The organism is Desulfotignum balticum DSM 7044 (genome assembly GCF_000421285.1).
GTDB classification, from domain to species: Bacteria; Desulfobacterota; Desulfobacteria; order Desulfobacterales; family Desulfobacteraceae; genus Desulfotignum; species Desulfotignum balticum.
Genome location: NZ_ATWO01000001.1, coordinates 158,700 through 185,589, shown reverse-complemented (window position 1 = coordinate 185,589; position 26,890 = coordinate 158,700). Strand labels below are relative to the sequence as shown.

The window sequence follows — 26,890 nt, the reverse complement described above, 5'->3', positions numbered from 1 at the left end:
TTTGAGCCCTTTATGTCTGAAATTCTGAATCATGCAGCCATATTGTAACCCGGAACGTATCAGGTGTCAAATCAAAAATTCTACTGTATCGATGGATAACATCTGGTTTGCCAGCGGCACCTTCTACATGACCGCCTTTGTCACATGCGCCATGATATCCGGATCTGGGTGCTCAGCTGGGGGAGCAAGGCCAGGGTGCTGGCACCAGAAAGCCTGAAAGAGATGATTACATCCGAGATTGAAGCGCTCAACCGGCTTTATGAGTGAAATGGATATTTAGCTAAAGGCCGCGACTGGAACCGGGCGTTCCTTGGCAAAACTTTGTCGATGCAGTTTTATCCGTTCTATCTCATGTTTTATATACTGCAAAGTCATGACGTAACTACAAGTTCGGATTGCTTCCCGCATTCGGTTCAAAATGCGGATTCCCATCACCCACCCCGCTTATTCTCCTCAAACATCTCCACCGGCATGGGATACCGCAGCTGTCACACCATCTTGATGGGTCTTTCACTCTCATGGCTGACATGATCGCCCGGCCCCCCACCATTTTATTTTAAAACCATCACATACCGGCTGGTGAACCCGAGGATCTTTTTTTTCTGCATGGCCGACACCACCCCGCCGTTAAACCGCTCCGAAGACATAGGCGCCTGGATGAGATGGGTCACGGTCCAGCCCGTGTTTTTGAACATCTCGTAATAATCGGTCAGTAAAATCGCCTGGCCCTGATCCTCTTTTTTCGCCGGGCAGTTCTGGAAATCCCGCCAGTCGGCGTTGAAATTGTTGTGAAAGCCGGACTGGATCTGCGTAGTTATTGATGTGCAGTATATTCGTCCAGCAGCCTGCGAATCATTTTTTGATATTGCGTATTATACTTTTGGGCCTCTTTTTTAAAAAAATCAACACTCGTTTTACTCAGCGAAATTGTAACCTTCACTGTTTCGTCTTTTAGCGCGAGTTCTTCTGGAGAAGGAAGAAAGTCGGCGACAACCTTCACCTTTCCTATAGGCTCATCCGTGTATTTGATTTTCTCTTTCATATATTTTCTTTCCTTTCCGCCAATACCCGGCGCCGAAAATTCTGATTTTATTTCTTCTGTATATAAACCGCACCGTCATTATCCCGCCGGAGATCCTGCCAAGGCAGTAGAACCTTTTTTCATCTTCACTGTGTTCAAGATCTTCAAGGATAACACGATCAGAATCCAGAAAAGCAAGTTGTGCCAGTGCAAAAGAAACACCATGTTTTTCTTGATTCTGCTTGTCTTTATTGGAATCCCATTCAAAATCAGATCGTTTAATCATATAATGATGTTAACTGCGGAAAGAAATCATGTCAATATAAAAATATGGCTTTTTATATGGCTTTTTAACAAATAACATCATCATTTTTTTCAATTGAAAGGTCATGACCGGCCTTTGTCACATGCGCCATGAGATCCGGATCTGGGTGCTCAGCTAGGCGCAGGCATGCAGGCCCTGGCTTGCTCATGGTTTTCTCTGCTGGATGGTGGTCCTGTTTTCCGCCACCGGCATATGAATCCATGCGGGCTTGACCCAGGCAAACACCAAGGTGCTGGTTGCCGGTCCGCGCCAGGCAGGATCTTGATAAATATAATCCAAATTTTAAGAGGTTATATTCCATATTACCCGCTTATATAATACAGATTACCCGTTGACACTTTCCGGATTATCAGATAGGGTATGTGATCATGAATAATACCAATTACCGATATCCCAGACAGGCTGAAGCCCGTGTCGTCGAGGGAATGTCAGATACCCCGGTAGTGCTGGTTGCCGGTCCGCGCCAGGCAGGCAAGACCACCCTGGTTTCACATATTGCCGGACAGGGAATGCGCTACCTGACCCTTGATGATGACGTCACCCTGCTTGCCGCCCGGGAAGATCCGGCTGGATTGATCCGCAGCCTTGATCGTGCCGTGATCGATGAAATCCAGCGGGCACCGGAACTTTTGCCGGCCATAAAAAAATCCGTGGATGAAGATCGCCGTTTCGGCCGTTTTCTGCTGACCGGTTCTGCCAATCTTATGGTGCTTCCAAAGGTAACCGAGTCGCTGGCCGGACGTATGGAAACGGTGATCCTGCTGCCGTTGTCACAAAGCGAAATACACCGGGAAACCACAAATTGGCTCGACAATGTGTTCGCCGGCCGGATTCCCGAAGCAGCCGTCCCGGTCGTCGGGGATGACATGGCTGAGATTGTTGTGAAAGGCGGATATCCGGAAGCCCTGGCACGTCAGACACCCAGGCGGCGAACCGCATGGTGCCGCCAGTATGTTGACGCCCTTATACAGCGGGATGTCAGAGATATTGCCGATATCGAAAAACAAGAGCAATTGCCCCGGTTCCTGTGCGCTCTGTCACAGATGGCGGGACAGCTGTGCAACTACACAAAACTGGGCGGACAGGTGGGACTGGACAGCAAAACCGCTGCAAAATACATGGGCGTGCTGGAGCATATGTTTCTGACAAAGCGGATCGAACCCTGGACAGATAACCGTTTCAGCCGGGTTGTAAAAACCCCCAAATTGCAGTTTATTGATTCAGGACTGCTGACAACTCTGGCGGGTTTCTCCGCCATATCCAGCCCCGGTGACCGGACCCGTTTCGGGCATTTTCTGGAAAGTTTTGTTTTCGGAGAGCTGCTAAAGCATGCCACAACAGCTGACAGTGATTATCACATATTTTACTACCGGGACCACGATAAGGTCGAGGTGGACTATGTGGTGGAAAATACCGCCGGGTTTCTGGCAGGTGTAGAGGTTAAAGCAGCCGCTACAGTAAAGGAAAACGACTTAAAAGGCATCCGACGTCTGGCAAAAGCCGCCGGCAGAAAGTGGCTTTGCGGCATTATTCTTTACGATGGCGACATCACACTGCCCCTTGGTAAAAACATCTGGGCCGCACCCCTGTCAAGTTTGTGGGGAAATGCACCATAACATCAACTGTCTTTGCCCATGCCGATATCCCGGCACCTCCTTTGGCTTGCAAAACTCCGGTATTGTGAATATGATATTTTTTTTGTTTTTAACAATTAAACTCAGGACTTTACCATGTTTTCACTTCCCTTTGAGCAGGGACCGATCCGGCCGGTGGACGAGGCTGATAGCCTTTTGATCCGCACCACCCGGGGATGCCCCTGGAACCGGTGTTCTTTCTGCTCCCTGTATGACACCATGAAATTTTCCATCCGCCCGGTGGCGGAGATCAAGCAGGACATATGGGCGGCAAAAGACTATTTCGGGGGCCATCCGTTTGACACCTGCTTTCTTCAGGACGGGGACAGTTTTGTCATGCGGACCAAAGACCTGATTGAAATCCTTGAAACCCTGAATAAAGCGTTTCCTTCCCTCAGACAGATCAGCTCATACGGCCGGGCCCAGACCATGGTGAAAAAATCCCCCCAGGCCATCAAAGAGATCTGCGATGCCGGCCTGAACAAATTATACTGCGGCATGGAATCCGGCTCCTTGGAGGTCCTGGAAAAAATCCGGAAAGGGATCACCCCGGAATCCATCATTAAGTCCGCCCGCATGGCCCGGCAGGCCGGGATGCACACCACCCAGTTCATCATCCTGGGCCTGGGGGGCACGGAACTGCCCGACACCCACGCCCTGGAGACAGCCCGGGTATTCAATGAGATCAACCCGGACCATATCCGGGTGCTGACCATCGGGATCAAGCCGGGCACGGACCTGGACCGGCAGATGACGCAGGGCGAATGGACACGGCCCTCGGAAGCGGCCATGATCGCTGAGCAGCGCCTGCTTTTGGAACATATCGACGGTATTGACAGCCATTATGCCAACCACCACAGCGTGGATCTGCTGCTGGAGATCCGGGGGCAGCTGCCCGGGGACCAACAGCGGCTGCTGGGCATCATGGACCGGTTTCTGTCCCTGTCTGAATCCAGGCAGATCAACTTCATTCTGGGCCGGCGCTTAGGCTATTACCGGACCCTGGATGACCAGGCCCGTGAACCGGACTTCCTGTTTGTTGAAAAACAGGTTCAAAAAGCCCTGGCATCCGGCCATGGGAGCCTTGAAGACATTTTTCACCATCTGCGGACACAGGTTATCTGATGGACGCTTGCGATGTCAAACAAATGTATTCCAGGACTTCGGTCACCCGGTTGTCCAGTTCAAGGTGAACTCCTCGGGCGGCATTGGTTTGTTTATGTAGAAACCCTGGAACTGGTCGCAGGAATGGGTTCTAAGAAGATCCGCCTGTTCCTTGGACTCCACGCCTTCTGCGACCACGGTGAAACCCAGGCTTCTGCCCAGATCAATAAGGGCCGTGGTCAAATTTTTGATTTCAGCGTGAGGAATCATATTCTGAATGAACGAGCCGTCGATTTTAAGGGTGTCAAGCGGGAACTCCCTTAATTTGGACAGTGATGAATACCCCGTACCGAAATCATCGATCGCTACGCGGACCCCCATCTGTTTCAACTCCTTGAGAATTCCGATCGTTCTGTCCATGTCGTGCATGAGAACGGACTCCGTGATTTCCAGTTCGAGCAGCTCGGGTGCCATTTGGCTTTCCTGCAGCGCGTCCCCGACGTCCTTTAAGAAATCTTCATCAAAGAACTGCCGCCTGGAGATGTTCACGGCCATACTCAATTTTGGAAATCCCTGGGCTTGCCATGCAAGGTTCTGACGGCAGGCGGTTTTGAACACCCAGCGCCCGATGGGAATGATGAGCCCGTTTTCTTCGGCCAGGGGGATAAACTGCATCGGCGGGATCAAACCGAGATCGGGATGCTGCCATCGCAGCAGCGCCTCTATGCCGGTCATGCGGCCCGTGGCCATGTCCTGCTTGCTCTGGTAAAAAAGGCGGAATTCATTGTTTTCCAGGGCGTTGCGCAGGCCCGATTCCAGGGAGAGTCGTTCCAGCGAGTCCGTGTTCAGCTTTTCGGAGTAGAACCGGAAGCTGTTTTTTCCTCCCTCTTTTGCGTGATACATGGCAATATCGGCATTTTTCATCAGTGTCTGTTCATCTTCACCATCGGCCGGAAACATGGCAATGCCGATACTGATTGTGATGCGAAACTCCTGTTCAGCAAGTGTAAAAGGCTTTGCCACGGCTGCCAGAATTTTTCCGGCAACCGTGGTCACCTGGGTTTCCTCAGTAATTTCGGGGAGCAGTATTATAAACTCGTCCCCTCCCAGCCGCGCAACCAGGTCACTTTCCCGCAGGGATTCCCCGAGCCGTCTGCCCATTTTCTTGAGTAAATCGTCGCCCGCCTCATGGCCGAGCGAGTCATTGATTTCCTTGAAGCGGTCAAGGTCGAGAAACATCAACGCCAGCTGTTTTTTATAACGGTGTGCGTGCTGTATTTGACGGTAAAGAAGCCGGCTGAACAGGGCCCGGTTCGGCAGACCCGTGAGATTGTCGTGATAGGCGAGATATTCGACGTTCCGCGCGTGTTCGGCCTGCGCTTCCATGACACGCGCGCGCGACTTCTGGAGCTGCCAGCTCAACCGGCCGAGCAGGGCCGCGATCACGGCCACCAGTATGCTGGCCATGGCGGCGCGCCAGATGTAGCTGCGCTTGATCCGGTCGGCAGAGGCAAGTTGTTCTGTTTCTGAAAGGCCAACCACGACTGCCAGAGGAAATTCATAAAGCTTTCTGGCGATAGTGTAGCGCCGGGTATCGTCCCAGGGATTGACGGTCACTTCGGCCGGCGCATCGGCCGGGGTGTCCTCCTGCACCAGTGCATTGTAGTTGATGGTTGTGCCCGCGGATATATCAGTACCCGTACGTCGTACCCGGAAAACGCCGTCCGTTCCCACCAGTCCGAGAATGCCGTGTTCCCCCAGCGCATCAGACTCATAGCCGCTGACAAAATAGCCGGCATGCACGGATACGGCCACAATTCCCGCAAACCGATCCCCTGTCTCTTTGACCCCCCGGCTGAAAGTCAACACCCATTCATCTGAATCCGGGTCCTGCTGCGGCTGTCCGATGACCACATCCTCCTGCGCTTTTGCGCGGTAAAAAAAATCCATGGCCGCCACGTTCCCGGGGGTCGAAGCGTCATTGGTGCTGTCAAGGATCTCCCCACGGGCATCGATGATACTGACAGTGAAGATGATCCCGGGCAGCAGCAGCCCTTCGGCGCGCAAATCTCCCAGGATCTCCTGGGCGGGGCGGTCTTCCAGATAATAGCGGACCATCTTCAATGTGTGATCGATCTCGCGCAAAGCCCGCACCACCTGAGCTTCGTAGGTGTCGGCCACATCCATGGCCATAGCTGCGGCCGTGCGGTCGGCTGCGGCACGTTCTCTGGCGATGAAATTGAACGTGAAAATCCAGATTACCGTCAGAATCAAAAAAGCCATGAGAATGGACAAAACGGGGGGTTCGATCAGCCGGTGCAGCCGGCCCCGGCCGGCCGTGCCGTCAACCGGCGGCATGGGTTCATTTGTATACTCGGTTACATCAATCAATGGTCACCACCTGCAAGCGGTCGTCCAGAAAATCGGAAGACAGGTATCCGATGGCATCCGGGTTTTCAGCCACCCGGTCCGCCATGGCATCCTCGCTGGAAACGGTTGGGGGCGGCTGGCCCCGGCCCGTAAAGATCAGTCTGGACCAGTGGACCTTTATCTGCGAAGGGGACTGCCCCAGGTACCGGCTGTAAAATTCGCTGCGCGTGGGCGCGCTTTCATTCAGATCGATGGGTTCCACGGGATTCCCGTTTGGAAAACGGATCATCCTGCCCAGGTAGATGTCCGTGATCTGGGCCCGGGACAGGGTCTTGACCGGGTTCTGTGAAGAGACCACCACCACCACTTCAGCAGCGCATACGATGCCGGCCATGAGGCTTACCAGACAGATCCATACCATCACACTTGTTCGCATTATTTTCATCGGCAATCCCATCATATCAAAATACAAAGTCAATGGCGGCGCTGAACAGGTTGACCGACCCCCCGGGTTCAAATCCCGGCTGTATGTTGGTCAGAACACCGGGTGAGCCTTCATCCAGATCAAGGTGCTGGTATTGTACTTTCAGGGCCGCGTTCCGGATGAAATCCCAGCGGACTCCCAGGGATATGCTTTTTTGCTGAGCTGCGGATCCCAGTATCTGGTTCAGCGCGGCATTGAGTCCTGCCGCCTGGGCGGCCTGGGCCGGCGGCAGGCCCGCCAGGGACAAACCCGGGTCTGAGGTGTCGCTGTGGGCCTGAACTTGCGCCAGGGTCACGTAGGGGGTGAAAGCTTTGAAACGATACCCCCCGGTGATATACCAGCCTCTGATATCGCCAATAAAAGTACGGCTGCTCGACCGGGCCCACTCGCCCATCACAAACCACTCGCCGGGGTCATAGCGCAGGCCCAGGCTCATCAATTTAACGCGCTTGCTGTCAACATCGTATCGGTCGGCAATGGCTACACCCCGTGCCCCGAACTGCCTGAAAGCATCAAAAAACGGGGTCAGGCCTTCTATGGTCAGACGAAAGCGGGTATACGATGCAAACAGGGAGACTGTGCCCCATTCCAGGGTATTGCGGAGCACTATTGTGTCGCTGGCGCTTACCTCGCTTCCGTCGGATGTATCGGCGTCCCTGCCGCCGTACATGGCCCGCAGGGTATTGGTAAACCCATTGAAACGGAAACGGTAACTCATATCGATACCGTCTGCATTGGTGACGGGTATCATGTCATAGACTTCTTTGGGAGGACGGACCCATGGTGTCGCATACCTGACTTTCCGGTACTCGGAAACCATGAACGACGGCTGGACCATGCGCCCGACGCGTACGCTCAGGTCCGGGGTGATGTCGAAGGTGAGATTGGCCCACTCCACGGTCGGCGTGTAGTTTTCGTCGTACTGCTGCTCGGAAACAACCTGCAGGATCCCGGTCAACCGGGACGTGAGATTGGCCGTGAGCTGCACTCCCAGCACGCTGTCGACTTCAGGGCTCCATGCCCGGGTGTAGCCTGCCCCGTCGGGAGCAAACAGGTTTGAAGCAAAATCTGCCCGGTCCTCGTCGGAATGAACCACGCCGAACGTACCAAAGCCGTTGAACGAAAAGTTCGGCAATTCAGCCGCCTGTGCCCCGGGGGCCGTGACACAGACGAGCACGGCGATCACTGTGGCAATTACCAGTTTTCCCATCATCCGCCTTTGCGCAAAGTGTGCTGAGCAATCCCCTGGATTTGATCTGCCGGCAACGGCCGGCTGAACAAATAGCCCTGGATTTCATCGCATCCATGCGTCTGTAAAAAGGTTAACTGCGCTTCTGTTTCCACGCCTTCGGCAATGGTTTTCATATTCAGGCCGTGGGCCATGACAATCGTTGCCCTGACAATCGCTTGATCTCTACTGTCGGACACGACATCATCGATAAAGGACTTATCGATCTTTAAATAATCCAGCGGCAGCTGTTTCAAATAGCTTAAGGATGAATATCCCGTACCGAAATCATCAATGGCAAGCCCTATCCCCAGATCGTTCAGTTCAGTCAGGGTCTGACGTTCTGTTTCCGAGTTGCCCATAATGGCGCTTTCAGTGATTTCCAGTCCCAGGCAGTTCGGAGAAATCATCGTATCCTGCAAAGCCGCCTTGATGATGCCGGCCAGATCCTGTTTCTTAAACTGGTGGGTCGACACGTTCAGGGCAACGTTGATCGGCTTGTATCCGGCTTTTTGCCATGTTTGGATTTGCCTGCACACCGTGCGTATGACAAACTCTCCGATGGGCATGATAAGACCGCTGGTTTCCGCGATGGGGATAAACTGCATGGGGGGGATCAAGCCCTTTTCGGGATGATTCCAGCGAATCAGCGCTTCCATCCCCGTGATGATTCTGGTTGCCGCATTTACCTTGGGTTGATAATAGAGCACCAGCTCGTTTCGCTCCAGTGCTCTGTGCAGGTCGTTTTCCAGGGTCAAAATTTCCAGGACAGCGGAATGCATGGATTTGGCGTAAAATAAATAATTGTTTATCCCTTTGCTCTTTGTGTGTCTCATTGCTTTTTCCGCATTTAACAAAAGTGCATCCACATCTTCTCCGTCATCAGGATACAAGGCAATACCCATGCTGGCCGTGATAAAAATTTCACGGCCGTCCAGATCATAGGGTGCGGATATTTCCTTGAGTAATCGTCTGGCCATTCTTGCGGCGCTATGCGCATGGATCAGATCATGGGTCAATACGATAAATTCGTCTCCCCCGGGCCGGGATATCACCGTTTCCGTTTGATTTTCAACGGATCTGGCAACAAAGTCGCTTTTCCGCAGAAAACGGGTAAGCCTGTCAGCCACGGCCTTGAGCAGCAGATCGCCGACACTGTATCCGAGCGTGTCGTTAATCCGTTTGAAACGGTCCAATCCAATATAAATAACGGCCGCTGTTTTTTTATGCCGGCGGGCATGTGCAATGGTTTTTTGGATCAGTATTTTATGAAACGTCAGGTTTGCTATGCCTGTCAGACTGTCATAATAAGCCATCAGGTGAATCTTTTCCGCGGCTTCGATGCTTTCCGTGAGGCTTTCAATGATAATCTGGCCGTAAGGGATATTGCCTTCTTTATCATGGATGGCGGAAGAGGTGATCTTCACCCAGAGAATGTCGCCGTTTTTTCTGACATACCGCTTTTTAAACCGAACCACGGGAGTGATGCCTGCAAACAATTGTCTTGAAAATTTTCGGCTCTTTTCTTTGTCTTCCTCATAGGTTATGTCAACAGCGCTTTGACCGATAAGTTCCTGTTTTGTATATCCCAATAAATCACACAACACCTTATTCACCGCGATAAACCTAGCATCCGGTTTCACCAACCCCATTCCGAAAGGGCCTTCATCAAAGATGCTTCGGTACCGCTGTTCGCTTAACTGCAACTTTTCATCCGTCTTGTCCAGAGCTTCTTCGGCCTGTTTGCACCCGGCGACGTCTTCTTCACATATTTTAGAATCTGCCATTTTTTATTCCTGTAAATTTTCTACCGTCACCTCAAACCGAGTTGTTGTGGGGCTATTTTTTTTGATATGCGGCACATGGTCATATTATCCTGATTTCTAATGAGGAAAAAGGGGGAAAGCGGGACAAACCGGGTATGACATTTTCAATAATAGGTTGGGAAAATGCTTCTTGTCAAGAAAAGGCTGAAATAATTATTCGAAATCCGATATATGTGCCCGTGACTTGACACGGGAAATAAACCCATTTAAGTTGCATGCAGGTAAAATTCCTTTGAGGAGTGCATGATATGAAAACAAGAATCACAAAGTTGTTCGGCATCCAGCATCCCATCATTCAGGGGGGGATGCACTATGTCGGGTTTGCCGAACTGGCGGCGGCCGTGTCCAATGCCGGCGGTCTGGGCATCATTACGGGGCTCACCCAGAAAACACCGAAGGATCTGGACAAAGAAATCAAGCGGTGCAAAGACATGACGGACAAACCGGTCGGGGTGAACCTGACTTTTCTGCCCACCGTGTCCTCGCCGGATTATCCCGGGTATATCAAGGCCATTATCGACAACGGAATAACGATTGTCGAAACGGCCGGCAGAAACCCGGCGCCGTACCTGCCTTATTTAAAAGAGGCCGGTGTCAAGGTCATCCACAAATGCACGTCCGTCCGGCATGCAGTCAAGGCGGAGAACATCGGATGTGACGCCGTCTCCGTGGATGGGTTTGAATGCGGGGGCCATCCGGGCGAAGACGATATCCCCAATATGGTGCTCCTGCCCCGGGCCGCCGAAGAACTGACCATCCCGTTTGTGGCATCCGGGGGCATGGCAGATGCCAGAAGCCTGGTGGCGGCCCTGGCCCTGGGCGCGGACGGGATCAACATGGGCACGCGGTTCATCGCCACTAAAGAAGCGCCCGTGCACGAAAATGTCAAGCAGGCGATTTTACATGCCGGTGAAACCGATACCCGCCTGGTCATGCGGCCTTTACGAAATACGGAGCGGGTCCTGAACAATGCCGCAGCCCAAAAACTGCTGGAAAAAGAAGCCTCCCTGGGCAGCCGCCTGAAGTTTGAAGATATCATTGAAGAAGTGGCGGGCGTTTATCCCAGAATCATGCAGCAAGGGGACATGGAGTCCGGCGTATGGTCCTGCGGCATGGTGGCCGGCCTGGTCCATGATATCCCCACATGCAAAGAGCTGCTGGACCGGATCATGGCAGAGGCAAAACAAATCATTGAAAACCGGCTGACGGCCATGCTGTGACATTCACGCCTGACAGATCCGCCTTTTCAATGCATAGAAAGTCCATTGACACCCTGAATTCAAAAATGATATAACCATGTAAATCATAAAAGGTTGTTTTTGATATGCATGGTTATATCACAAGGTTGATTGAAGAAAAAATTCACCGGTCCCTGTCCCGTTCCCCGGCTACGGCCATTCTTGGGCCCCGGCAATGCGGAAAATCGACCACCGCCCGCATGATGCTGAAAAACAGACCTTCCATTTACCTGGATTTACAGGACCGTGTGGATCGCAACAAACTGGCGGAACCCGAACTTTTTTTCGACCGTTACCGGGAGAAGATGATCTGCCTGGACGAAATTCAGATGCTACCGGAATTTTTTTCAGTCCTTCGGTCGGAAATTGATAAAGACCGCAGGCCGGGCCGATTTTTAATTCTCGGGTCTGCCTCCCGGGATCTGATAAGACAATCCACGGAAACCCTGGCCGGCCGTATCGCTTATCTGGATTTAAGCCCGTTTCTGATCCATGAAGTGTCCCCATCCATTCTGTGGTCTGATCTATGGCTCAGGGGCGGATTTCCTGAAAGCACCCTTGCCAAAGATGATGCGGACAGTTTCGACTGGCGCCTGGATTTTATCAGAACATTCATGGAAAGGGATATTCCCGGTCTTGGATTCAATATCCCTGTTCCTGTCATCGAACGGTTGTGGCTGCTGCTGGCACACTATCATGGACAAACGGTTAATTATCACAAACTGGCAGCGACTGCGGACATCTCCATTCCAACACTGAAAAAATATCTTGCCATCCTGGAACAGACATACATGCTCCGTTTGCTGCCGCCGGCGGAAACAAACCTGAAAAAACGGTTGATCAAATCCCCGAAAGTCTACCTGCGTGACAGCGGGATACTTCATGCGCTTCTGGACATCGAAACCTATGACAATCTTCTGGCCCATCCCATTGCCGGGGCTTCCTGGGAGGGGTTTGTGATTGAAAACATCATTGCCTGCTACAGCCGATGGAACCCCTTTTTCATGCGCACGGCCAACGGGGCTGAAATGGACCTGGTCCTGGAGCGGGCCGGCAGGCGCCATGTTTTTGAGTGCAAACTGTCAAAAGCCCCGAAACCCTCAAGGGGATTTTATGAACTGATTGATGCGGTTCAACCGGAATCTGCATGGGTGATCGCCCCTGTTGATGACCCCTATGCGATCAGCGAAAAGGTAACTGTCTGTCCGCCGGAAAAACTCAGATCTTGTTTGCCGGTTTCCCCGAATCCATGAAAACCAATCCCTTTCCCGCTTGAATATTCAATAATAAACCAGTATGTTGGATTAAATAAATCGCATTTATGGAACCTGGCACAAAGCTTGGATACAGGCAAATAAAGCCCTGGAATCGCTGCCGCGTGTGAAAGCCGCTCAGGCTGAATGGTTCATGCGGAGCTGTTCAACGAGATAAAGAGGAGGCAAATGAACCCATGGATGCTCCGGAAAGCAAACATTTTCAAAGGCATTGGCTCATGAGGGTTTTGCTGAGCAAAACTCTCATCATCTCTGTTGCCCTGATTATCACCTACACCCTGGCAGGCTTTTTTCTTGCCCCCTATCTGATCAAGCGTCAATCCACGCAGTTTGCCCGGGAATCCCTCAACTGCCGCATGGTCATGGAAGAGGTCCGGGTAAACCCGTACACCCTCACCCTGAATATCAAGAACTTTGACCTCAAAAAAAGAGAGGGATTCCCGTTAATCGCATTCAAGGCGATTTTTGTCAACTTCGAGATCGCCAGTCTCTGGCGCCGGGCCTGGACCTTCGCGGATGTCCGCCTGGAAGGCCCGGTCGTGAACCTGCAAATAGAACCTGAGGGCCGCATCAACTTTATTGATATCGCAGACCGGATCCCAAAGAAGGAAAATGAGGAAAAAACCAAAGGAGATGAGCGCTTGCCGCGCGTCATCTTTGAGCACATTGCCTTGAACCAGGGGCGACTCGTTTTCACGGACTTATCCGGCCCGACCCCGGGCAGTATTACGCTGGAGACGATTGGCCTGGCGCTCAAAAACCTTACCACGCTGCCGGACCAAAAGGGAGTCTATTCCCTGGAAGCGACCCTTCCCCACGGCGGAAAGCTCACAGGGGCCGGCGATGTTTCCCTCCATCCTCTCTGGTCCGAAGGCAGGGTAAAGGTGGAGGGATTCAAGACCGTTTCGGCATGGGAATTTTTGCAGGATGACATTCTTCTGGACAAACCCGGGGGTGAAGTAGACCTCGACGCCCGCTACGAATTTGCCCATACGGATCAATCCCCTGATTTTGTCATCGAAGAATTAAAAGTGCTTGTCTCGGCCCTGGAACTCAAGGCCCGGGGGGACGGGGAGCCGATTCTCTTTGTGGACACCATTCGTCTCGATGACGGCCGGGTTGATCTGGCTTCTGGATCGTTTCAGGCGGGGGGCCTGGCCGATAACCTGAACCTCATCTTTGAGGGCGTGTCCCTGAAAGAGATGAGGCAGGAGGCGCCCCTGGTCACGCTGGGAAGTCTTGCCGTGGAGGGAGGCCGCATCGACCTTGAAACCCGGCAGGTGACCCTGGAAAAAGTTTTGGTGGAGGGCGGGCATGCCGCCATGGTGCTGGAAAAGGCCGGCACCTTGAACCTGTTGCGCGTGCTCGGAAAAAGAAATGTCGACAACCGCCAAGAAAAAAATGACGTCGTTGTGGCCAAGACCCAGGCGGAAGAAAGGCCCTGGTCCGTTGCCGTCGGCTCAGTGGAGACGGCCGGGTTGAGCGTGGCTTTCACAGATCAGAAGCTGTCTCCTGCGCCCGCGGTGACCCTTCAAGACATCACGCTGAAACTTGCCGATTTTCGCAGTGAAGGCAAGGCCTCTGTTCCCTTTGAAGCGTCTCTGACGGTAGAGCAAGGGGGCACCATGAATGCCAGGGGACGCTTCACTCTCGCTCAGAAAAGCGCGGAAGCGACGGTCCGTGTGTCGAACCTGGCCCTGACACCTTTTCAGCCCTACGTGGCACAATATGCTTACCTGAGCGTGGATACGGGGGATTTTAACGCTGCGGGAAAGGTGATCTACGGTGAGAAAGAAAATGGTCCGAACCTGCAATTCTCCGGCAATGCGCACATCACGGATCTGCTCGTTTCCGAGGTGGGCACCACGAAAAGATTTCTTGCCTGGCAGGACTTGAAGGCGGACAATATCACGCTGGGGCTTGGGCCTGAACAGCTTGACATCGGAGAAGTCCACCTCATTAAGCCCTATGGAAAGCTGATCATATATAAAGACAAGAGCCTGAACCTGGCCAAGGTGCTGCGGCACAACAAAAAAATGGTTGAGGGGAAAAAACCGGTGTCCCAAGTGGAAACTCCCGGCGGATTTCCCGTGGATGTTCGGAGAATCCGCATCGAAAAAGGCGTTCTCGATTTCGCAGACCTGAGTCTCCGCCTACCATTTGCCGCAAAGATCTATGAATTGAAGGGCGCAGTCGTCGGGCTCTCCTCCAGACAAGGAGCCCGGGCGCAGATTGAGCTCAAAGGCCGGGTAAATGAATATGGCACATCCAGTATCCAGGGGCAGATCGAGCCGCTCAATATCAAGCATTTCACAGACATTGACATGATTTTCAAAAACGTGGAGATGACCAACATCACCCCGTACACGGGGAAATTCGCCGGATACAGGATCGCCTCCGGAAGGCTCTCTCTCGATCTTCACTACCTGATCCAGCAAAGTGAGCTCAAAGGGAGCAACCAGATCATCCTGGACAACCTCACGCTGGGCGAGAAGGTGGAAAGCCCTGATGCGCCCGACATTCCCCTGGAGTTTGCCGTTGCACTTCTCAAGGATGCCGACGGCCGGATCGACATCGGGCTCCCCGTTTCCGGCAACCTGGACGATCCTCAGTTCCGCTTTGGGGATCTCATATGGAAAACCCTTATCAATTTTTTCACCAAAATCATCACTTCCCCTTTCAGGGCACTGGCCGGCATGCTCGACGTGGAAAAAGAGCATCTCGAGACCATCGAGTTTGAACCGGGCAGGGCCGTGTTGCCTCCTCCGGAGCGAGAAAAAGTGAAGACCCTTTCCGAAGCCCTTGCCAGACGTCCGCAACTCACGCTGAAAATCCAGGGCCGGTTTGATCCGGTCAAAGACGGTGAGGCCCTGAAATCCATGGCGATCCGGCATGAAATTGCCGGGCGTGCGGGTAGAGTGGTTGGTCCCAACGAAGATGCGGGACCTATGGATATGAGCAATCCCCTGGTCCAGCGCGCCATCGAAACAATGGTCACGGAGCGAATTTCCGCCGATGCGCTGGCTGCGGCCAGGGAGAATGCAGCAAAGCAGACGGCTGCGGCGGACAAAAAAAAGGAGAAGAAGCCCGCAGAACCGCTCCCGTCAGACCCGTCCCGCGAGCTTTATACGGCCCTGCTTCAAAAACTTGTCGACGCGCAACCGGTAACCAAAGCCCGGTTGCACGAACTGGCCCGTGAACGGGCGGAAGCGATCAAGCAGGAATTTGTGGAAGCGGAGACGGTCGATGAGACAAGGCTGACGGTTCTTGAACCCTCAGCCGCTCAAGAAAAGGACGAGAAAGCTGTTTCCTCCGGGCTCACCCTGGATGTTCACCGCTGAGATGTGTCAAGAACCATAGCGGGTTGACGGGCCCCTGAATATGTTAGGACGATCCTGAAAAAGCAAAGGACCCTGTTGACAACAGGCATGTAACCCGTCATTTTAAACCCATGAAAAATGAGGACGATGCTTTGAAAAAAAGGGGCTGACATGACACCATTGTATTTTATCCTGGTTTTACTGGTGGTGGGAGCGCTGTTTTTTGCCGGTAAAATTATCCAGCTGAATAAAGGAAGGCAGCAGACAGAAAAAGAGATTTCAGGCACACAGGTCCATCAAATCCCTTCGCCGGGAGCGGTCAACCAGCTGACCCTTCTTCCGCTGGTGGATTTTCATGCCGCAGACCCGTCTCTGAAAACCGAACCCGGTGTGTCCTATCTCATCAAAGCCGACGATGTCACCATTCTCATGGATTGCGGTTTCAACAAAGAAAAAGCCCATCCGTCTCCATTGCTTCACAACATGGAAAAGCTGGGCATTTCCCTGTCCGACCCTGACATGGTTTTTTTCAGCCACCTGCACCTGGATCATGTGGGCGGCATGACCGAGCAGAAAACGCAGACATTCAGCCTGTCCCGGGGGCCCGTGTCCCTGCCGGATATCCCAATCTATTCTCCGGCCCCGGTAACCGGGTCCCGGTGGAATCCCAGTGCAAACGCCAGGGTGATTTCAGACCCGACGGAATTGAAGCCCGGCATTTTCAGCATCGGCACCATTCCCAGATATCTGTTTCTGATGGGACGCACCCTGGAGAATGCCCTGGCCATCCATGTCAAAGGCAAGGGAATCGTTTTGATTGTGGGCTGCGGCCACCAGACCATCGAACGGATCATCGATCGGGCCAAGGCGTTGTTTGACGAACCCATCCACGGGATTATCGGCGGGCTTCATTATCCCGTGAACGGAGGACGGATCATGCTGGGACCCGTCAATATCCAGCGCATTGTGGGATCTGACACCCCGCCGTGGCAGGGCATCCGGGAAGCGGATGTGGAAAACGCCATTGCCGCCATCCAAAAGGTCTCCCCCGGCATTGTGGCATTGTCTCCCCACGATACCTCGGACTGGGCCATTGACCGGTTCCGGCAGGCATTCGGCGCCGCGTATGTGGATGTCAAGGTGGGACAGCCAATCGAGATCTGATTTTTGTTTGATCAGCCCAGTTTTTTCAGCTTTTCGGGGTAGTCCCGGGCAAGATCGACATACAGCTGCTTGCCGTAAGTCCAGAACTCCTTGTGCCGCGGCTGAACATCTCCGATGATTTTGTATGGCACGCCGCCGGTGATTTTTTCATCCGGAATATGGGTTTTCTGGGGAATGACCGACCCTTCCGCCACAATGGCCCAGGCCCCCACCACCACATCAAACCCGATGATCGCCCCGATGCCGATAACGGCATGGGTTTGGATCAGCCGACCATGGATGATGGCGCCATGACCCACGGTCACATGATCTTCCAGTTCCAGCAGACCGTCCGGGCGGATATGAAGAATGGCCCCTTCCTCCACGGCCGTGCCGTTGCCGATATGAATCGTGCCGTAATCTCCCCGGACAATAGCGCCATGACCGATGTAGCAGTTGTCCTGGATCACCACATCCCCGATCACCCTTGCTGAATCACTGATATATGTATTTTTTCCGATTGTCGGAATCCGGTCTCCATATTGATAAACGGCCATCTGTTTTTCCTTTCCAAAGTCTGTAATTCCTGCCTGAACGTCGATTATACCCACTGAAACCGAGGCATCCGGCGATTAAAAAAAGCGCAGCGCTTCCGGTGTGTGGAAACGCTGCGCTTGGCATCAAACCATCGCGTCAATAAAACAAGACGCAATTCAGGGGGGTTATTGGGCCAGGTCGAACCGGTCCAGGTTCATGACCTTGTCCCAGGCCGCCACAAAATCGGTCACAAATTTTTCCCCGGCATCAGCGCAGGCATAGACTTCGGCCAGGGCCCGGAGCTGGGAGTTGGCGCCAAAGATCAGGTCCACCCGGGTGGCCGTCCATTTTTTCTCTTTGGTTTTCCGGTCCCGGCCCTCAAACAAGTCTTCATCATCCGACACAGCCGACCATTGGGTTCCCATGTCCAGCAGATTCTTGAAAAAGTCATGGGTCAGGGTTTCCGGTTTATCCGTGAACACCCCGTGGGCAGACTGATCAAAGTTGGCATTCAACACCCGCAAACCGCCTACCAGCACGGTCATTTCCGGGGCCGTCAGCGTCAGGAGCTGGGCCCGGTCGATCATGAGTTCTTCGGCCTTGACCGAGAACTTCGCTTTGAGATAGTTGCGGAACGCATCTGCTTTGGGTTCAAGCACGGAAAAGGAATCCGCATCCGTCTGCGCATCCGTGGCATCGGTCCGGCCCGGGGCAAAGGGCACGGTGATATCATACCCGGCGTTCTTTGCCGCCTGCTCCACGGCAGCGCAGCCGCCCAGGACGATCAGGTCTGCCAGAGACACTTTTTTATTGCCGGTCTGGGCGTTGTTGAATACGTCTTTGACTTCTTCCAGGGTGTTAAGCACTTTGGCCAGTTGTTCCGGCTGGTTGACTTCCCAGTCTTTCTGGGGGGCCAGGCGGATACGGGCCCCGTTGGCCCCGCCCCGGAAATCTGATCCCCGGAAGGTGGCGGCAGACGCCCAGGCCGTATAAACCAGCTGGGACACGGACAGCCCGGTCGCCAGAATCTTGGCCTTGAGGTCGGCGATATCTGATGCATCGATCAGGTCATGATCGACTTCAGGCATCGGATCCTGCCAGATCAGTTCCTCGGCCGGCACTTCCGGCCCCAGGTACCGGGATCGCGGACCCATATCCCGGTGGGTCAGCTTGAACCAGCCCCTGGCAAAGGCATCGGCAAACTCCTCCGGGTTTTCCAGGTAGCGCCGGGCGATCTTCTCATACACGGGGTCAAATTTCAAAGACAGGTCGGCCGTGGTCATCATGGGCCGGTGTTTTTTGCCTGGATCATGGGCATCCACCACCATGTCTTCGTCATCCACATCCCTGGCCAGCCACTGATTCGCGCCGGCCGGGCTTTTCACCAGTTCCCAGTCGTATTTGAACAGCACTTTCAGATACCCCATATCCCACTGGGTGGGATTGGGTTTCCACGCCCCTTCAATGCCGCTGGTGATGGCGTCCCCGCCCTTGCCCGTACCGAAACTGCTCTTCCAGCCCAGGCCCTGCTGCTCAAGAGGCGCGGCTTCCGGTTCAGGTCCTAAGTGGGACGCGGGTCCGGCACCGTGGCATTTGCCGAACGTATGGCCACCGGCCACCAGGGCCACGGTTTCTTCGTCATTCATGGCCATGCGGGCAAAGGTCTCCCGGACATCCTTGCCTGATGCCACGGGATCCGGATTTCCGTCCGGGCCTTCCGGGTTCACATAGATCAGGCCCATCTGCACGGCGGCCAGAGGATTTTCCAGGTCCCGGTCCCCGGAGTACCGGCTTTTGGGTGTATCACTGGTGGCCAGCCATTCTTCTTCCGATCCCCAGTAAACATCTTCTTCCGGTTCCCAGATGTCCACCCGGCCCCCGGCAAATCCAAAGGTTTTGAATCCCATGGATTCCAATGCGCAGTTACCGGCCAGGATCATGAGATCGGCCCAGGAAATTTTTTTCCCGTATTTCTGCTTGATGGGCCAGAGCAGGCGCCGGGCCTTGTCAAGGCTGACATTGTCCGGCCAGCTGTTGAGCGGGGCAAACCGCTGGTTGCCCGTGCCGCCGCCCCCCCGGCCGTCTCCCATGCGGTAGGTGCCGGCGCTGTGCCATGCCATCCGGATGAACAATCCCCCGTAGTGGCCGTAATCCGCGGGCCACCACTCCTGGGAGTCGGTCATCAATGCAAAAAGGTCTTTTTTAACGGCGTCAAGATCCAGTGTCTTGAATGCGTCGGCATAGTTGAAATCGTTGCCCATGGGATTGCTTTTGGCGGAATGCTGGTGCAGAATTTTCAAGTTGAGCTGGTTGGGCCACCAGTCCCGGTTGGATGTGCCGCCGCCGGCCACCTGGCTGGAAGATTGACCCGTTACCGGGCATTTGCTTTCCTGGTTGGACATGTGAACCTCCTTGAATTTCAGGTTAACAATCGTCAAGGGTCATAAAACCCTTCATTACATAAGAAAAAATTTATTGTCCCAGCATCATGCGGATGATCTCCCGGTCGGTTTCCCGCATGCCGTCCCGGCCCAGGCGCCCGATGTTGACAATGGTATTTTCCACGCCTTTTTTCACGATCCCGTCCCCGCCGTAAAACTGTTTGCCTTTCTGGAACATGAAAAACCCCAGAAGTCCGGCTTCCACAGACATGGCGATCTTGGCGGCGCACGAGGGTTTGGCCCCGTCACAGATGATGCCGGACACCATGGCCAGGGCATTGACAATGGTGTGGGCGATCTCCCGGTACCGGCCCCCGTGGAGCCAGGAGATCCCGGCCCCGGCCCCCACCCCCGCGCTCACGGCCCCGCAGTAGGCGGACAGCCGGCCGATGCCGGTTTTCTGGTGAATGGTCACCAGACAGGAGACCAGCAGGGCCCGGAACAAGGTGTCTGGATCCACGCCCAAATGCTTCCCATACACCACCACGGGCACGGATGCCGTGATGCCCTGATTGCCCGAACCGGATACGATCATCACGGGGAGTTCACATCCGCTCATCCGGGCGTCGGACCCGCCGGCGGCCATGGCTTTGGCCCTGACCTTGATGTCATCCCCCCACACTTCCATCAGCACCGTGCCGATATTGGCCCCCCAGGTCCCGGATACTCCCTGCTCGGCAATGGCCATGTTGAGATCCACCATTTTCTGCAGCAGGGTTTTAACTTCGGAAAGGGTCACGGAAGAAGCAAAATCCACTATATCCTCGACATTGAGCAGGGTCCGGTCCGTGAGTACCGTGGTGTTGACCTCGTCACAATCCTGGTTCCGGTACACAATATCGCCGTCTTTTTCGATTAGAACAATATTGGTGTGAAAATGGGAAATCTGAACCATGGCCCGGGACGATCCTTTGAAAACCGTGACCTTCAGATCAAACAAAATGTCGGTGGTCAGCGGTAACACCTGAATATCACAGGTTTCCAGAAACTGCCGGATCCGCTGTTTGCCGACTTCATCCACATGGGCGATCACTTCCAGCATTTCATCGGCATTTCCCGCGGCAATCCCGGCCGCCGCTGCCGCGGCAATGCCACGCAGTCCCCCCGTATTGGGCACCACCACACTTTTGACGTTTTTAACGATATTGTCGCTGGCCTCGATCGTGACCCGGTCCGGCAGGTCTTTGAGCACTGCGGCGGCCCGGGCTGCGGCATAGGCCACGGCAATGGGCTCGGTGCATCCCATGGCCGGCACCAGTTCTTCTTTTAGGATGTTCAGATATGCCCCGTACCGGGGATCGGTTTTTTCCATTTATTTTATTCCTTTTTAAACCACCTTGTTTTGATTATCAGAAATATATCGCAATTCCCTGACCCGATCAATTGAAATCACCCTGGACACAACATATAAAAAAAGACTGTTATTTTCCGGCCGGCTCTGATATGTAATCATGCACAATACAGGCATGAAGCCTGAAGAAAAAACGAAAAATTTTTTGTCACTATATGTAAAACCCGCTGCCATGAAGGCATGTCCCGGAACCGGGATGTTGTTTTCATGGTTTTTTTTTCATATAAGGAGTGTGATATGGCGTTACCTGACCGGACTGTCCACAACATCCGACCCCCGCTTCTTCAGCCTGTAACGGACAAAATTTCTGCCGGGACCCTGAAAAGGTGGGCCGTTTGGGTCCTGATTGCCGCAGGAATTCTTTTTTCAGCTTTTTCCGGCCCCGTATGGGCGGATGACCGTGACATCCGCATTGCCGACGGCAAAGGGGACTGGGGATATCCCACCCCGTTCCGGCATTATCCCCGGGGGCCCGGGTATATCCGCATGTCCTGGGTATTTGACACCCTGGTATGGAAGGATCAGAAAGGATATGTGCCGGGTCTGGCCACGGACTGGGCCTATGATCCACAACACCTGGCGTTCACTTTTCACCTGGACCCGGCGGCCCTGTGGCATGACTGCACGCCCGTCACGGCCCATGATGTGGTGTTCACCCTTGCTTATTTTCAGCAGCACCCATACCAGTGGATTTCCATTGATGCCGTGGACCGGGCCAAAGCCCTGGATGATCATACCGTGATCATTTATCTGTCAAAGCCCTATGCCCCGTTTCTGTCGGATATCGGGGGCACCATGCCCGTGATCCCCAAACATGTATGGGAAAAGATCACTGAGCCGGAGTCCTGTATCGATTCCGCCTGCATGGTGGGCAGCGGGCCTTATGTGTTCAAAGATTTCGATAAAACCCAGGGCACCTATCTGTTCGAGGCATTTGAACATTATTACCAGGGACGGCCGAAAAAACAGCGCCTGATTTACGTGCGCACGTCCAAAGCGCTGATGTCTCTGGTCACGGGCCAGGCAGACCTGGCCAATATCCAGCCGGACATGGCCGGGTCCCTGGAAAAAAAAGGGCTGACCGTGATTGAAAACGAGCGGGGCTGGAACAAGAAGCTGATGATCAACCACACCAAACCCCCTTTTAATGACCGAAATTTCCGGCAGGCCCTGGCCTATGCCATCGATCCCCAGGAGATCATCGACAAATCCCACCGGGGATTCGGCACACCCGCCTCATACGGTCTGTTGAGCATCGATCATGAGATGTACAACCCGGACACGCCGGACTATCCTTACAACCCGGAAAAAGCCAGGCAGATCATTACGGATTTGGGCTGGACCCCGGGGCCGGACGGGGTGTTTCATAAAGACGGGCAGCCCCTGGCCCTGGAGCTGATCGCCTCCAATCTCACGGTGGCCGGGGAAAGTGTAACGGACCGGGACGGGGAGATCATTGCCCGGCAGCTCACGGATATCGGCATCAATGTCACCCTGGTGAACCAGGAGCAGACCACCACGGACAGCCGGGTGAAAAACCGGGATTTTGATCTGGCTGTGTCCGGCCACGGCGGTATTTCCGGGGACCCCAAAGTGCTCAATGAAATGACTTCTTCCGTGTACGGGGGCGGGTCCGTGAACAGCGCCCGATATGATGCGTGCCCGGAACTCAATGCCCTGATGGATGCCCAGATGATGGAGATGGACCCGGAAAAACGAAAACGCCTGGTGTTTGACATCCAGGCCGTCTATGCCCGGGAGCTGCCGGCCATCTCTTTGTATTATCCCGTAACCCTGGCCGCGTACAACCCGGACAAAGGCATTGAATGGTTTTACACCCGGGGCGGCATCAGCAAAGGCGTGCCCATTCCCCAGAACAAACTGGCCCTGATCCGGTAAAACGAATGGATCGGGTTGGGTGACCCGCTCACAAAGAGATTTTATGCAAGCTTCTGACCGACATACCTGGCTGACCCCCGTGCTGGCCTATCTGGCTGCGGCCCTGATCCTGGCTTTTCTGAGCCACAGCCTGCCCCGGATGCTGCCCGGTGATTTTGTCACGGCCATGTACGGGGCTTCCGATGTCACCCTCACGGCAGAGCAGGCCGCGGACCTTCGGGCCCTGTACCAGGATGATTCCGGGTTCACGGCCTTTTTAGGCCGGGTCTTTTGCCTGGACTGGGGGTATTCCTATGCGTTTCAGGCCCCTGTGGCGGCTCTTTTTTTCGATGCCCTTCCCTGGACCCTGGTGCTCATGGGCACGGCCCATGTGCTGTCTTCGATTCTGGGATTTGTGCTGGGCGTGGAAGCGGCCTGGCGGCGGGGCACCCGCACGGAAAAAGCCGGGGTGGGCCTCATGACCGTGCTGGAAGGGATTCCGGAACTGTGTTCCGGGGTGCTGCTGCTGCTGGTATTTGCGTTGAATCTGGGCTGGTTTCCCGCCGCCGGGGCCCAGACCGCGTATGCCGATCACACCTTTGTGCAGCAGGTGGCGGATCGGCTGCACCACCTGGCCCTGCCGCTGACCACCCTGGTTCTGGCCTATTTTCCCGGCAATTTTCTGCTGGCCCGGGCCGGCATGGTCATAGTGATGAAAAGCCCGTTTGTTTTAACGGCCCGGGCCAAGGGATTGCCGCCATTGCGGGTGCGGTACGCCCATGCGGCCCGCAACGCGCTTTTGCCCCTGGTGACCCGGTTCGGGCTGCGGTTTGCCTTTATGATCACAGGCGCCCTGGTGGTGGAAACCCTGTTTTCCTATCCCGGCCTGGGCACCCTGCTGTTCAATGCCATTGCCATGCGGGACCTGCCTTTGATCCAGGGTATTGTCCTGGCGGCATCCATCATGGTGCTGGGAATCAACCTGGCCCTGGAATTTGTCTATATCCTGCTGGATCCCCGGGTGGCCCATGCATCTTGATGCCGGACACCGGATCAGGAGGGATCCCTGGTTTTTCACGGGCGCCGCCTTGCTGGGCCTGCTGCTTTGCCTGGCCGTTTTCGGGCCGGTGCTGATGCCCTGGGATCCCTACGACACCTCCTTTATCCCGCTGGATCCGCCGTCGGCCCGGCACTGGCTGGGCATCAACGACGGGGGCATGGACATTTTCGCCGAACTGCTGTCCGGATTGAGAAACACCCTGATCTTCGGGCTGACGGCGGCATCCGCCGGCCTGATCCTGGGATCCGTGACGGGACTGTTTGCCGCCTGGCAGGGCGGGTGGGTGGACCAGATTCTCATGCGTCTGGCCGACATTGTGCTGGCGATTCCATCCGTCATGATTCTGATCCTGCTGGCTGCTTTTTTCCAGCCCCAGCCCTGGGTGCTGGCCCTGACCCTGGCGGCCCTGACCTGGCCCACCACTGCCCGGGGGATCAGGGCCCAGGCCCTGACCTTGAAACACGGGCTGCACATCCAGGCAGCCCGGCACATGGGCGGATCTTCCCGGTACATCATTTTCCGGCACCTGATGCCGGAACTGTTTCCCTTGTACCTGATCAACTTTGCGGCCAAACTGCGCATGGCCGTGTTCATGGAAGCGTCCCTGGCGTTTCTGGGGCTGTTCGATCCTTCCCTGAAATCTTTGGGCCTGATGATCAGTTTTGCGCTTAAATATTATTATATGGATATCTGGGCCCACTGGCTGATGCCGCCGGTGTTGCTGCTGTCTTTTCTGATCATGGGCACCACGTTTGTGACCATCAGCCTGGAACGGGTGTTCGACCCCCGGCTGAAAACCGCTTTATAACCTCAACCCTTTAAGGTATGATATCTTCGTGCGGATCACCATAAAAAAACTGACGGTTCAATATACGGAAGACGACCACGCCCTGCTGGCCCTGGACGGGGTGGACCTGACCCTGGCGCCGGGACGTATCACAGCCCTGGTGGGGGAATCCGGTTCCGGCAAGACCACGCTGGGCAAAGCCATTATGGGACTTTTGCCGGACAATGCAAAGGTCAAAGGAGAGATCTTTCTGGGTCAGGAAAATCTGCTGGCGTTTGATGAGGCCCGCATGACCCCGATCCGGTGGGCCAAAGCGGCCATGGTGTTTCAAAACGGGGCCGCCAATCTCAACCCCGTGCATCGGCTGAAAGATCAGGTGGCCGAACCGTTGATCCAGCGGGGCACCCCGAAAAAACAGGCACTGGAAATGGCCCAAACCCGGTTGACCACCATGGGCCTGGCACCGGAACTGGCAGACCGGTATCCCCATGAATTGAGCGGCGGCCAGGTCCAGCGGGGACTTCTGGCCATGGGCCTGATCCTGGACCCGCCCCTGTTGATTTTAGATGAACCCACGGCGGCGTTGGATGCCGTGACCAAATCCTTTGTCGCGGACGTGATTCAACAATGCCGGGCCCAAAACAAAAGTGTGCTGCTCATCACCCATGACCTGGATCTGGCCGGGGCTCTGGCCGATGAAATTGCCGTGCTCTATCTGGGCCAGATCATGGAACACCTGCCCGGCAGGGATCTGTTGGAACACCCGGCCCATCCCTATACCCTGGCCCTGGCCCGGGCCTTTCCCACCATGGACGCGGTGCGGGACTTGGGCGGAATCCGGGGGGATGCGTTCTACCGGATGGTCCACGCCCATGCCGCAGATAACGGCCACACCCATGTGCACACCCATGTGGCAGCCCCGGACGCGTTTCACCAGGGCGGGCATGCCCCGCCGGAAGGGTGCCTGTTCCAGCCCCGGTGCACCCAGGCCATCCCGGCCTGTTCCCTGGGATCTGTGGCCATGGAGATCACACCGGACGGGGACCATCGGGTGCGCTGCCTGCGGGGCGGGATCGCCCGGGCCCTGCATTTTGAACAGGTGGCCAAATCCTATGGCAAAGTCACGGCCCTGCATCCCACGGACCTGACGCTCATGGCCGGAGAGGTGTTCTGCCTGGTGGGAGAAACGGGATCCGGCAAAACCACCCTGGCCATGATTGCGGCGGGGGCCGTTTTCCCGGACCAGGGAACCCGCACCTTCCAGGGCCGGGACATGGACCTGTGGATGAAAAAAGAGGCTGCATCCCTGGCCACCCGTATCGGAATCATCTACCAGAACCCGGCGGAATCCGTGAGCCACCGGCTCACGGTGTTTGAAATCGTGGCGGAGCCGCTTCGGATCCACAAAACCGTCAGGGACGAATCCGCACTGGCAGACCGGGTCAAAGCGGCCCTGTCCGATGTGCGCCTGTCCTGTGCCCCGGAATTTCTGAAGCGCTATCCCCATGAACTGAACATGGGAGCCATCCAGCGGGTCTGCCTGGCCAGGGCCCTGGTGCATGAACCCGACCTGCTGGTTGCCGACGAACCCACCAGCGCCCTGGATCCCAGTGTTCAGGCCAAGGTGCTCAAAATGCTCTTGACCCTTCAGATCGAAAAAGGGGTGACCCTGCTGTTTGTCACCCATAACATCGGACTGGCACGAAAAGTGGCGGACCGCATCGGGGTGATGTCCGGCGGCCGGATCATTGAAACGGGCCCGGCGGCCCGGATCATCAACCATCCGGCCCATGAATACACCCGGACCCTGATCCGCAGCGCCCAGGGCCTGATCCGGCCCCGGGCACCCGTGTCTTCATCCGTATGAAA

Annotated in this window: 22 protein-coding genes; 11 read left to right on the top strand and 11 right to left on the bottom strand. The window is 54.9% G+C overall.

Annotated features, from left to right (window positions below; all coding sequences use genetic code 11):
• The first annotated feature begins 144 nt into the window (after positions 1-144).
• Positions 145-267 (top strand): WCX domain-containing protein, encoded by a 123-nt coding sequence (locus tag K365_RS29605; protein WP_152427536.1) that lies wholly within the window; start codon positions 145-147, stop codon positions 265-267.
• Between the two features lie 284 nt (positions 268-551).
• Here K365_RS29605 and K365_RS28330 read toward each other — a convergent pair whose 3' ends face one another.
• The 4 genes from K365_RS28330 to K365_RS27760 all read right to left on the bottom strand — a co-directional run bounded on the left by K365_RS28330 (position 552) and on the right by K365_RS27760 (position 1,647).
• The gene (locus tag K365_RS28330) at positions 552-695 is read right to left on the bottom strand and encodes a hypothetical protein (protein WP_201765592.1); all 144 of its coding nucleotides are present in this window, start codon (positions 693-695) and stop codon (positions 552-554) included.
• 119 nt (positions 696-814) lie between these two features.
• Positions 815-1,042: a hypothetical protein gene (locus tag K365_RS0101045; RefSeq protein ID WP_006964525.1), complete on the bottom strand. Its 228-nt coding sequence runs from the start codon at positions 1,040-1,042 to the stop codon at positions 815-817.
• Positions 1,014-1,307 (bottom strand): BrnT family toxin, encoded by a 294-nt coding sequence (locus K365_RS0101040; protein ID WP_006964524.1) that lies wholly within the window; start codon positions 1,305-1,307, stop codon positions 1,014-1,016. Before K365_RS0101040 ends, K365_RS0101045 begins: the two co-directional genes overlap by 29 nt.
• A 64-nt stretch (positions 1,308-1,371) precedes the next feature.
• A complete protein-coding gene (locus K365_RS27760; RefSeq protein ID WP_152427535.1) occupies positions 1,372-1,647 on the bottom strand; it encodes a hypothetical protein in 276 nt (91 codons plus the stop codon).
• 67 nt (positions 1,648-1,714) lie between these two features.
• Here K365_RS27760 and K365_RS0101025 point away from each other — a divergent pair, with 67 nt between their 5' ends.
• Positions 1,715-2,962 carry an ATP-binding protein gene (locus K365_RS0101025; RefSeq protein ID WP_006964523.1) on the top strand — a complete coding sequence of 416 codons (1,248 nt, stop codon included), beginning with the start codon at positions 1,715-1,717 and terminating at the stop codon, positions 2,960-2,962.
• A 114-nt stretch (positions 2,963-3,076) separates the two neighbouring features.
• A complete protein-coding gene (locus K365_RS0101020; protein ID WP_006964522.1) occupies positions 3,077-4,105 on the top strand; it encodes a B12-binding domain-containing radical SAM protein in 1,029 nt (342 codons plus the stop codon).
• Positions 4,106-4,147: 42 nt separating this feature from the next.
• On the opposite strand, the gene K365_RS28585 is transcribed toward K365_RS0101020, so the two are convergent.
• Genes K365_RS28585 through K365_RS0101000 form a run of 4 tightly spaced genes read right to left on the bottom strand, consistent with a single transcriptional unit; the run spans position 4,148 to position 9,953 of the window.
• On the bottom strand, positions 4,148-6,475 hold the full coding sequence (locus K365_RS28585) for a putative bifunctional diguanylate cyclase/phosphodiesterase (protein WP_024333173.1): 2,328 nt from the start codon (positions 6,473-6,475) through the stop codon (positions 4,148-4,150).
• On the bottom strand, positions 6,468-6,899 hold the full coding sequence (locus tag K365_RS0101010) for a type 2 periplasmic-binding domain-containing protein (RefSeq protein WP_006968887.1): 432 nt from the start codon (positions 6,897-6,899) through the stop codon (positions 6,468-6,470). Before K365_RS0101010 ends, K365_RS28585 begins: the two co-directional genes overlap by 8 nt.
• 16 nt (positions 6,900-6,915) lie before the next feature.
• Positions 6,916-8,148, bottom strand: a complete 1,233-nt coding sequence (locus K365_RS0101005) for a porin (RefSeq protein ID WP_024333172.1) — start codon at positions 8,146-8,148, stop codon at positions 6,916-6,918.
• Positions 8,148-9,953, bottom strand: coding sequence for a putative bifunctional diguanylate cyclase/phosphodiesterase (locus K365_RS0101000; protein ID WP_006968498.1), 1,806 nt, complete (start codon positions 9,951-9,953; stop codon positions 8,148-8,150). The genes K365_RS0101005 and K365_RS0101000 overlap by 1 nt, the downstream gene beginning before the upstream one ends.
• Positions 9,954-10,240: 287 nt before the next feature.
• Here K365_RS0101000 and K365_RS0100995 point away from each other — a divergent pair, with 287 nt between their 5' ends.
• The 4 genes from K365_RS0100995 to K365_RS0100975 all read left to right on the top strand — a co-directional run bounded on the left by K365_RS0100995 (position 10,241) and on the right by K365_RS0100975 (position 16,988).
• Positions 10,241-11,212 carry an NAD(P)H-dependent flavin oxidoreductase gene (locus tag K365_RS0100995; RefSeq protein WP_006968497.1) on the top strand — a complete coding sequence of 324 codons (972 nt, stop codon included), beginning with the start codon at positions 10,241-10,243 and terminating at the stop codon, positions 11,210-11,212.
• A 104-nt stretch (positions 11,213-11,316) separates the two neighbouring features.
• Positions 11,317-12,483 carry an ATP-binding protein gene (locus K365_RS0100990; RefSeq protein WP_029724815.1) on the top strand — a complete coding sequence of 389 codons (1,167 nt, stop codon included), beginning with the start codon at positions 11,317-11,319 and terminating at the stop codon, positions 12,481-12,483.
• A 197-nt stretch (positions 12,484-12,680) separates the two neighbouring features.
• A complete protein-coding gene (locus K365_RS0100980) occupies positions 12,681-15,845 on the top strand; it encodes a DUF748 domain-containing protein (protein ID WP_034624735.1) in 3,165 nt (1,054 codons plus the stop codon).
• 150 nt (positions 15,846-15,995) lie between these two features.
• Entirely contained in the window at positions 15,996-16,988 is a 993-nt protein-coding gene (locus K365_RS0100975) for an MBL fold metallo-hydrolase (RefSeq protein ID WP_024333169.1), read from the top strand.
• Between the two features lie 11 nt (positions 16,989-16,999).
• On the opposite strand, the gene K365_RS0100970 is transcribed toward K365_RS0100975, so the two are convergent.
• From K365_RS0100970 to K365_RS0100960, 3 genes are all read right to left on the bottom strand, one after another.
• Entirely contained in the window at positions 17,000-17,524 is a 525-nt protein-coding gene (locus K365_RS0100970; RefSeq protein WP_006968493.1) for a gamma carbonic anhydrase family protein, read from the bottom strand.
• A gap of 165 nt (positions 17,525-17,689) precedes the next feature.
• A complete protein-coding gene (gene katG / locus K365_RS0100965) occupies positions 17,690-19,906 on the bottom strand; it encodes a catalase/peroxidase HPI (protein WP_024333168.1) in 2,217 nt (738 codons plus the stop codon).
• Positions 19,907-19,976: 70 nt separating this feature from the next.
• Positions 19,977-21,257, bottom strand: coding sequence for an L-cysteine desulfidase family protein (locus tag K365_RS0100960; protein WP_024333167.1), 1,281 nt, complete (start codon positions 21,255-21,257; stop codon positions 19,977-19,979).
• Between the two features lie 276 nt (positions 21,258-21,533).
• On the opposite strand from K365_RS0100960, the gene K365_RS0100950 reads away from it, so the two are divergent.
• From K365_RS0100950 to K365_RS0100935, 4 genes are read left to right on the top strand one after another with little or no spacing between them, the layout of a single operon-like run.
• On the top strand, positions 21,534-23,195 hold the full coding sequence (locus K365_RS0100950; RefSeq protein WP_029724814.1) for an ABC transporter substrate-binding protein: 1,662 nt from the start codon (positions 21,534-21,536) through the stop codon (positions 23,193-23,195).
• A 43-nt stretch (positions 23,196-23,238) separates the two neighbouring features.
• Positions 23,239-24,213, top strand: a complete 975-nt coding sequence (locus tag K365_RS0100945) for an ABC transporter permease (protein ID WP_024333164.1) — start codon at positions 23,239-23,241, stop codon at positions 24,211-24,213.
• On the top strand, positions 24,203-25,042 hold the full coding sequence (locus tag K365_RS0100940) for an ABC transporter permease (RefSeq protein ID WP_024333163.1): 840 nt from the start codon (positions 24,203-24,205) through the stop codon (positions 25,040-25,042). Before K365_RS0100945 ends, K365_RS0100940 begins: the two co-directional genes overlap by 11 nt.
• A gap of 28 nt (positions 25,043-25,070) precedes the next feature.
• Positions 25,071-26,888, top strand: coding sequence for an ABC transporter ATP-binding protein (locus tag K365_RS0100935; RefSeq protein ID WP_024333162.1), 1,818 nt, complete (start codon positions 25,071-25,073; stop codon positions 26,886-26,888).
• Positions 26,889-26,890 lie beyond the last annotated feature (2 nt).

Excerpts from the sequence above, each read along its gene's own strand:
- K365_RS28330 (WP_201765592.1), bottom strand. The coding sequence starts at position 695 with ATGTTCAAAAACACGGGCTGGACCGTGACCCATCTCATCCAGGCGCCT.
- katG (WP_024333168.1), bottom strand. The coding sequence starts at position 19,906 with ATGTCCAACCAGGAAAGCAAATGCCCGGTAACGGGTCAATCTTCCAGC.
- K365_RS0101020 (WP_006964522.1), top strand. The coding sequence starts at position 3,077 with ATGTTTTCACTTCCCTTTGAGCAGGGACCGATCCGGCCGGTGGACGAG.
- K365_RS0100940 (WP_024333163.1), top strand. The coding sequence starts at position 24,203 with ATGCATCTTGATGCCGGACACCGGATCAGGAGGGATCCCTGGTTTTTC.
- K365_RS0100960 (WP_024333167.1), bottom strand. The coding sequence starts at position 21,257 with ATGGAAAAAACCGATCCCCGGTACGGGGCATATCTGAACATCCTAAAA.
- K365_RS0101025 (WP_006964523.1), top strand. The coding sequence starts at position 1,715 with ATGAATAATACCAATTACCGATATCCCAGACAGGCTGAAGCCCGTGTC.
- K365_RS0101000 (WP_006968498.1), bottom strand. The coding sequence starts at position 9,953 with ATGGCAGATTCTAAAATATGTGAAGAAGACGTCGCCGGGTGCAAACAG.
- K365_RS0101040 (WP_006964524.1), bottom strand. The coding sequence starts at position 1,307 with ATGATTAAACGATCTGATTTTGAATGGGATTCCAATAAAGACAAGCAG.
- K365_RS0100980 (WP_034624735.1), top strand. The coding sequence starts at position 12,681 with ATGGATGCTCCGGAAAGCAAACATTTTCAAAGGCATTGGCTCATGAGG.
- K365_RS0100950 (WP_029724814.1), top strand. The coding sequence starts at position 21,534 with ATGGCGTTACCTGACCGGACTGTCCACAACATCCGACCCCCGCTTCTT.
- K365_RS0100970 (WP_006968493.1), bottom strand. The coding sequence starts at position 17,524 with ATGGCCGTTTATCAATATGGAGACCGGATTCCGACAATCGGAAAAAAT.
- K365_RS0100990 (WP_029724815.1), top strand. The coding sequence starts at position 11,317 with ATGCATGGTTATATCACAAGGTTGATTGAAGAAAAAATTCACCGGTCC.
- K365_RS0100995 (WP_006968497.1), top strand. The coding sequence starts at position 10,241 with ATGAAAACAAGAATCACAAAGTTGTTCGGCATCCAGCATCCCATCATT.
- K365_RS0101005 (WP_024333172.1), bottom strand. The coding sequence starts at position 8,148 with ATGGGAAAACTGGTAATTGCCACAGTGATCGCCGTGCTCGTCTGTGTC.
- K365_RS0101045 (WP_006964525.1), bottom strand. The coding sequence starts at position 1,042 with ATGAAAGAGAAAATCAAATACACGGATGAGCCTATAGGAAAGGTGAAG.
- K365_RS29605 (WP_152427536.1), top strand. The coding sequence starts at position 145 with ATGCGCCATGATATCCGGATCTGGGTGCTCAGCTGGGGGAGCAAGGCC.
- K365_RS27760 (WP_152427535.1), bottom strand. The coding sequence starts at position 1,647 with ATGGAATATAACCTCTTAAAATTTGGATTATATTTATCAAGATCCTGC.
- K365_RS0100975 (WP_024333169.1), top strand. The coding sequence starts at position 15,996 with ATGACACCATTGTATTTTATCCTGGTTTTACTGGTGGTGGGAGCGCTG.
- K365_RS0101010 (WP_006968887.1), bottom strand. The coding sequence starts at position 6,899 with ATGAAAATAATGCGAACAAGTGTGATGGTATGGATCTGTCTGGTAAGC.
- K365_RS0100945 (WP_024333164.1), top strand. The coding sequence starts at position 23,239 with ATGCAAGCTTCTGACCGACATACCTGGCTGACCCCCGTGCTGGCCTAT.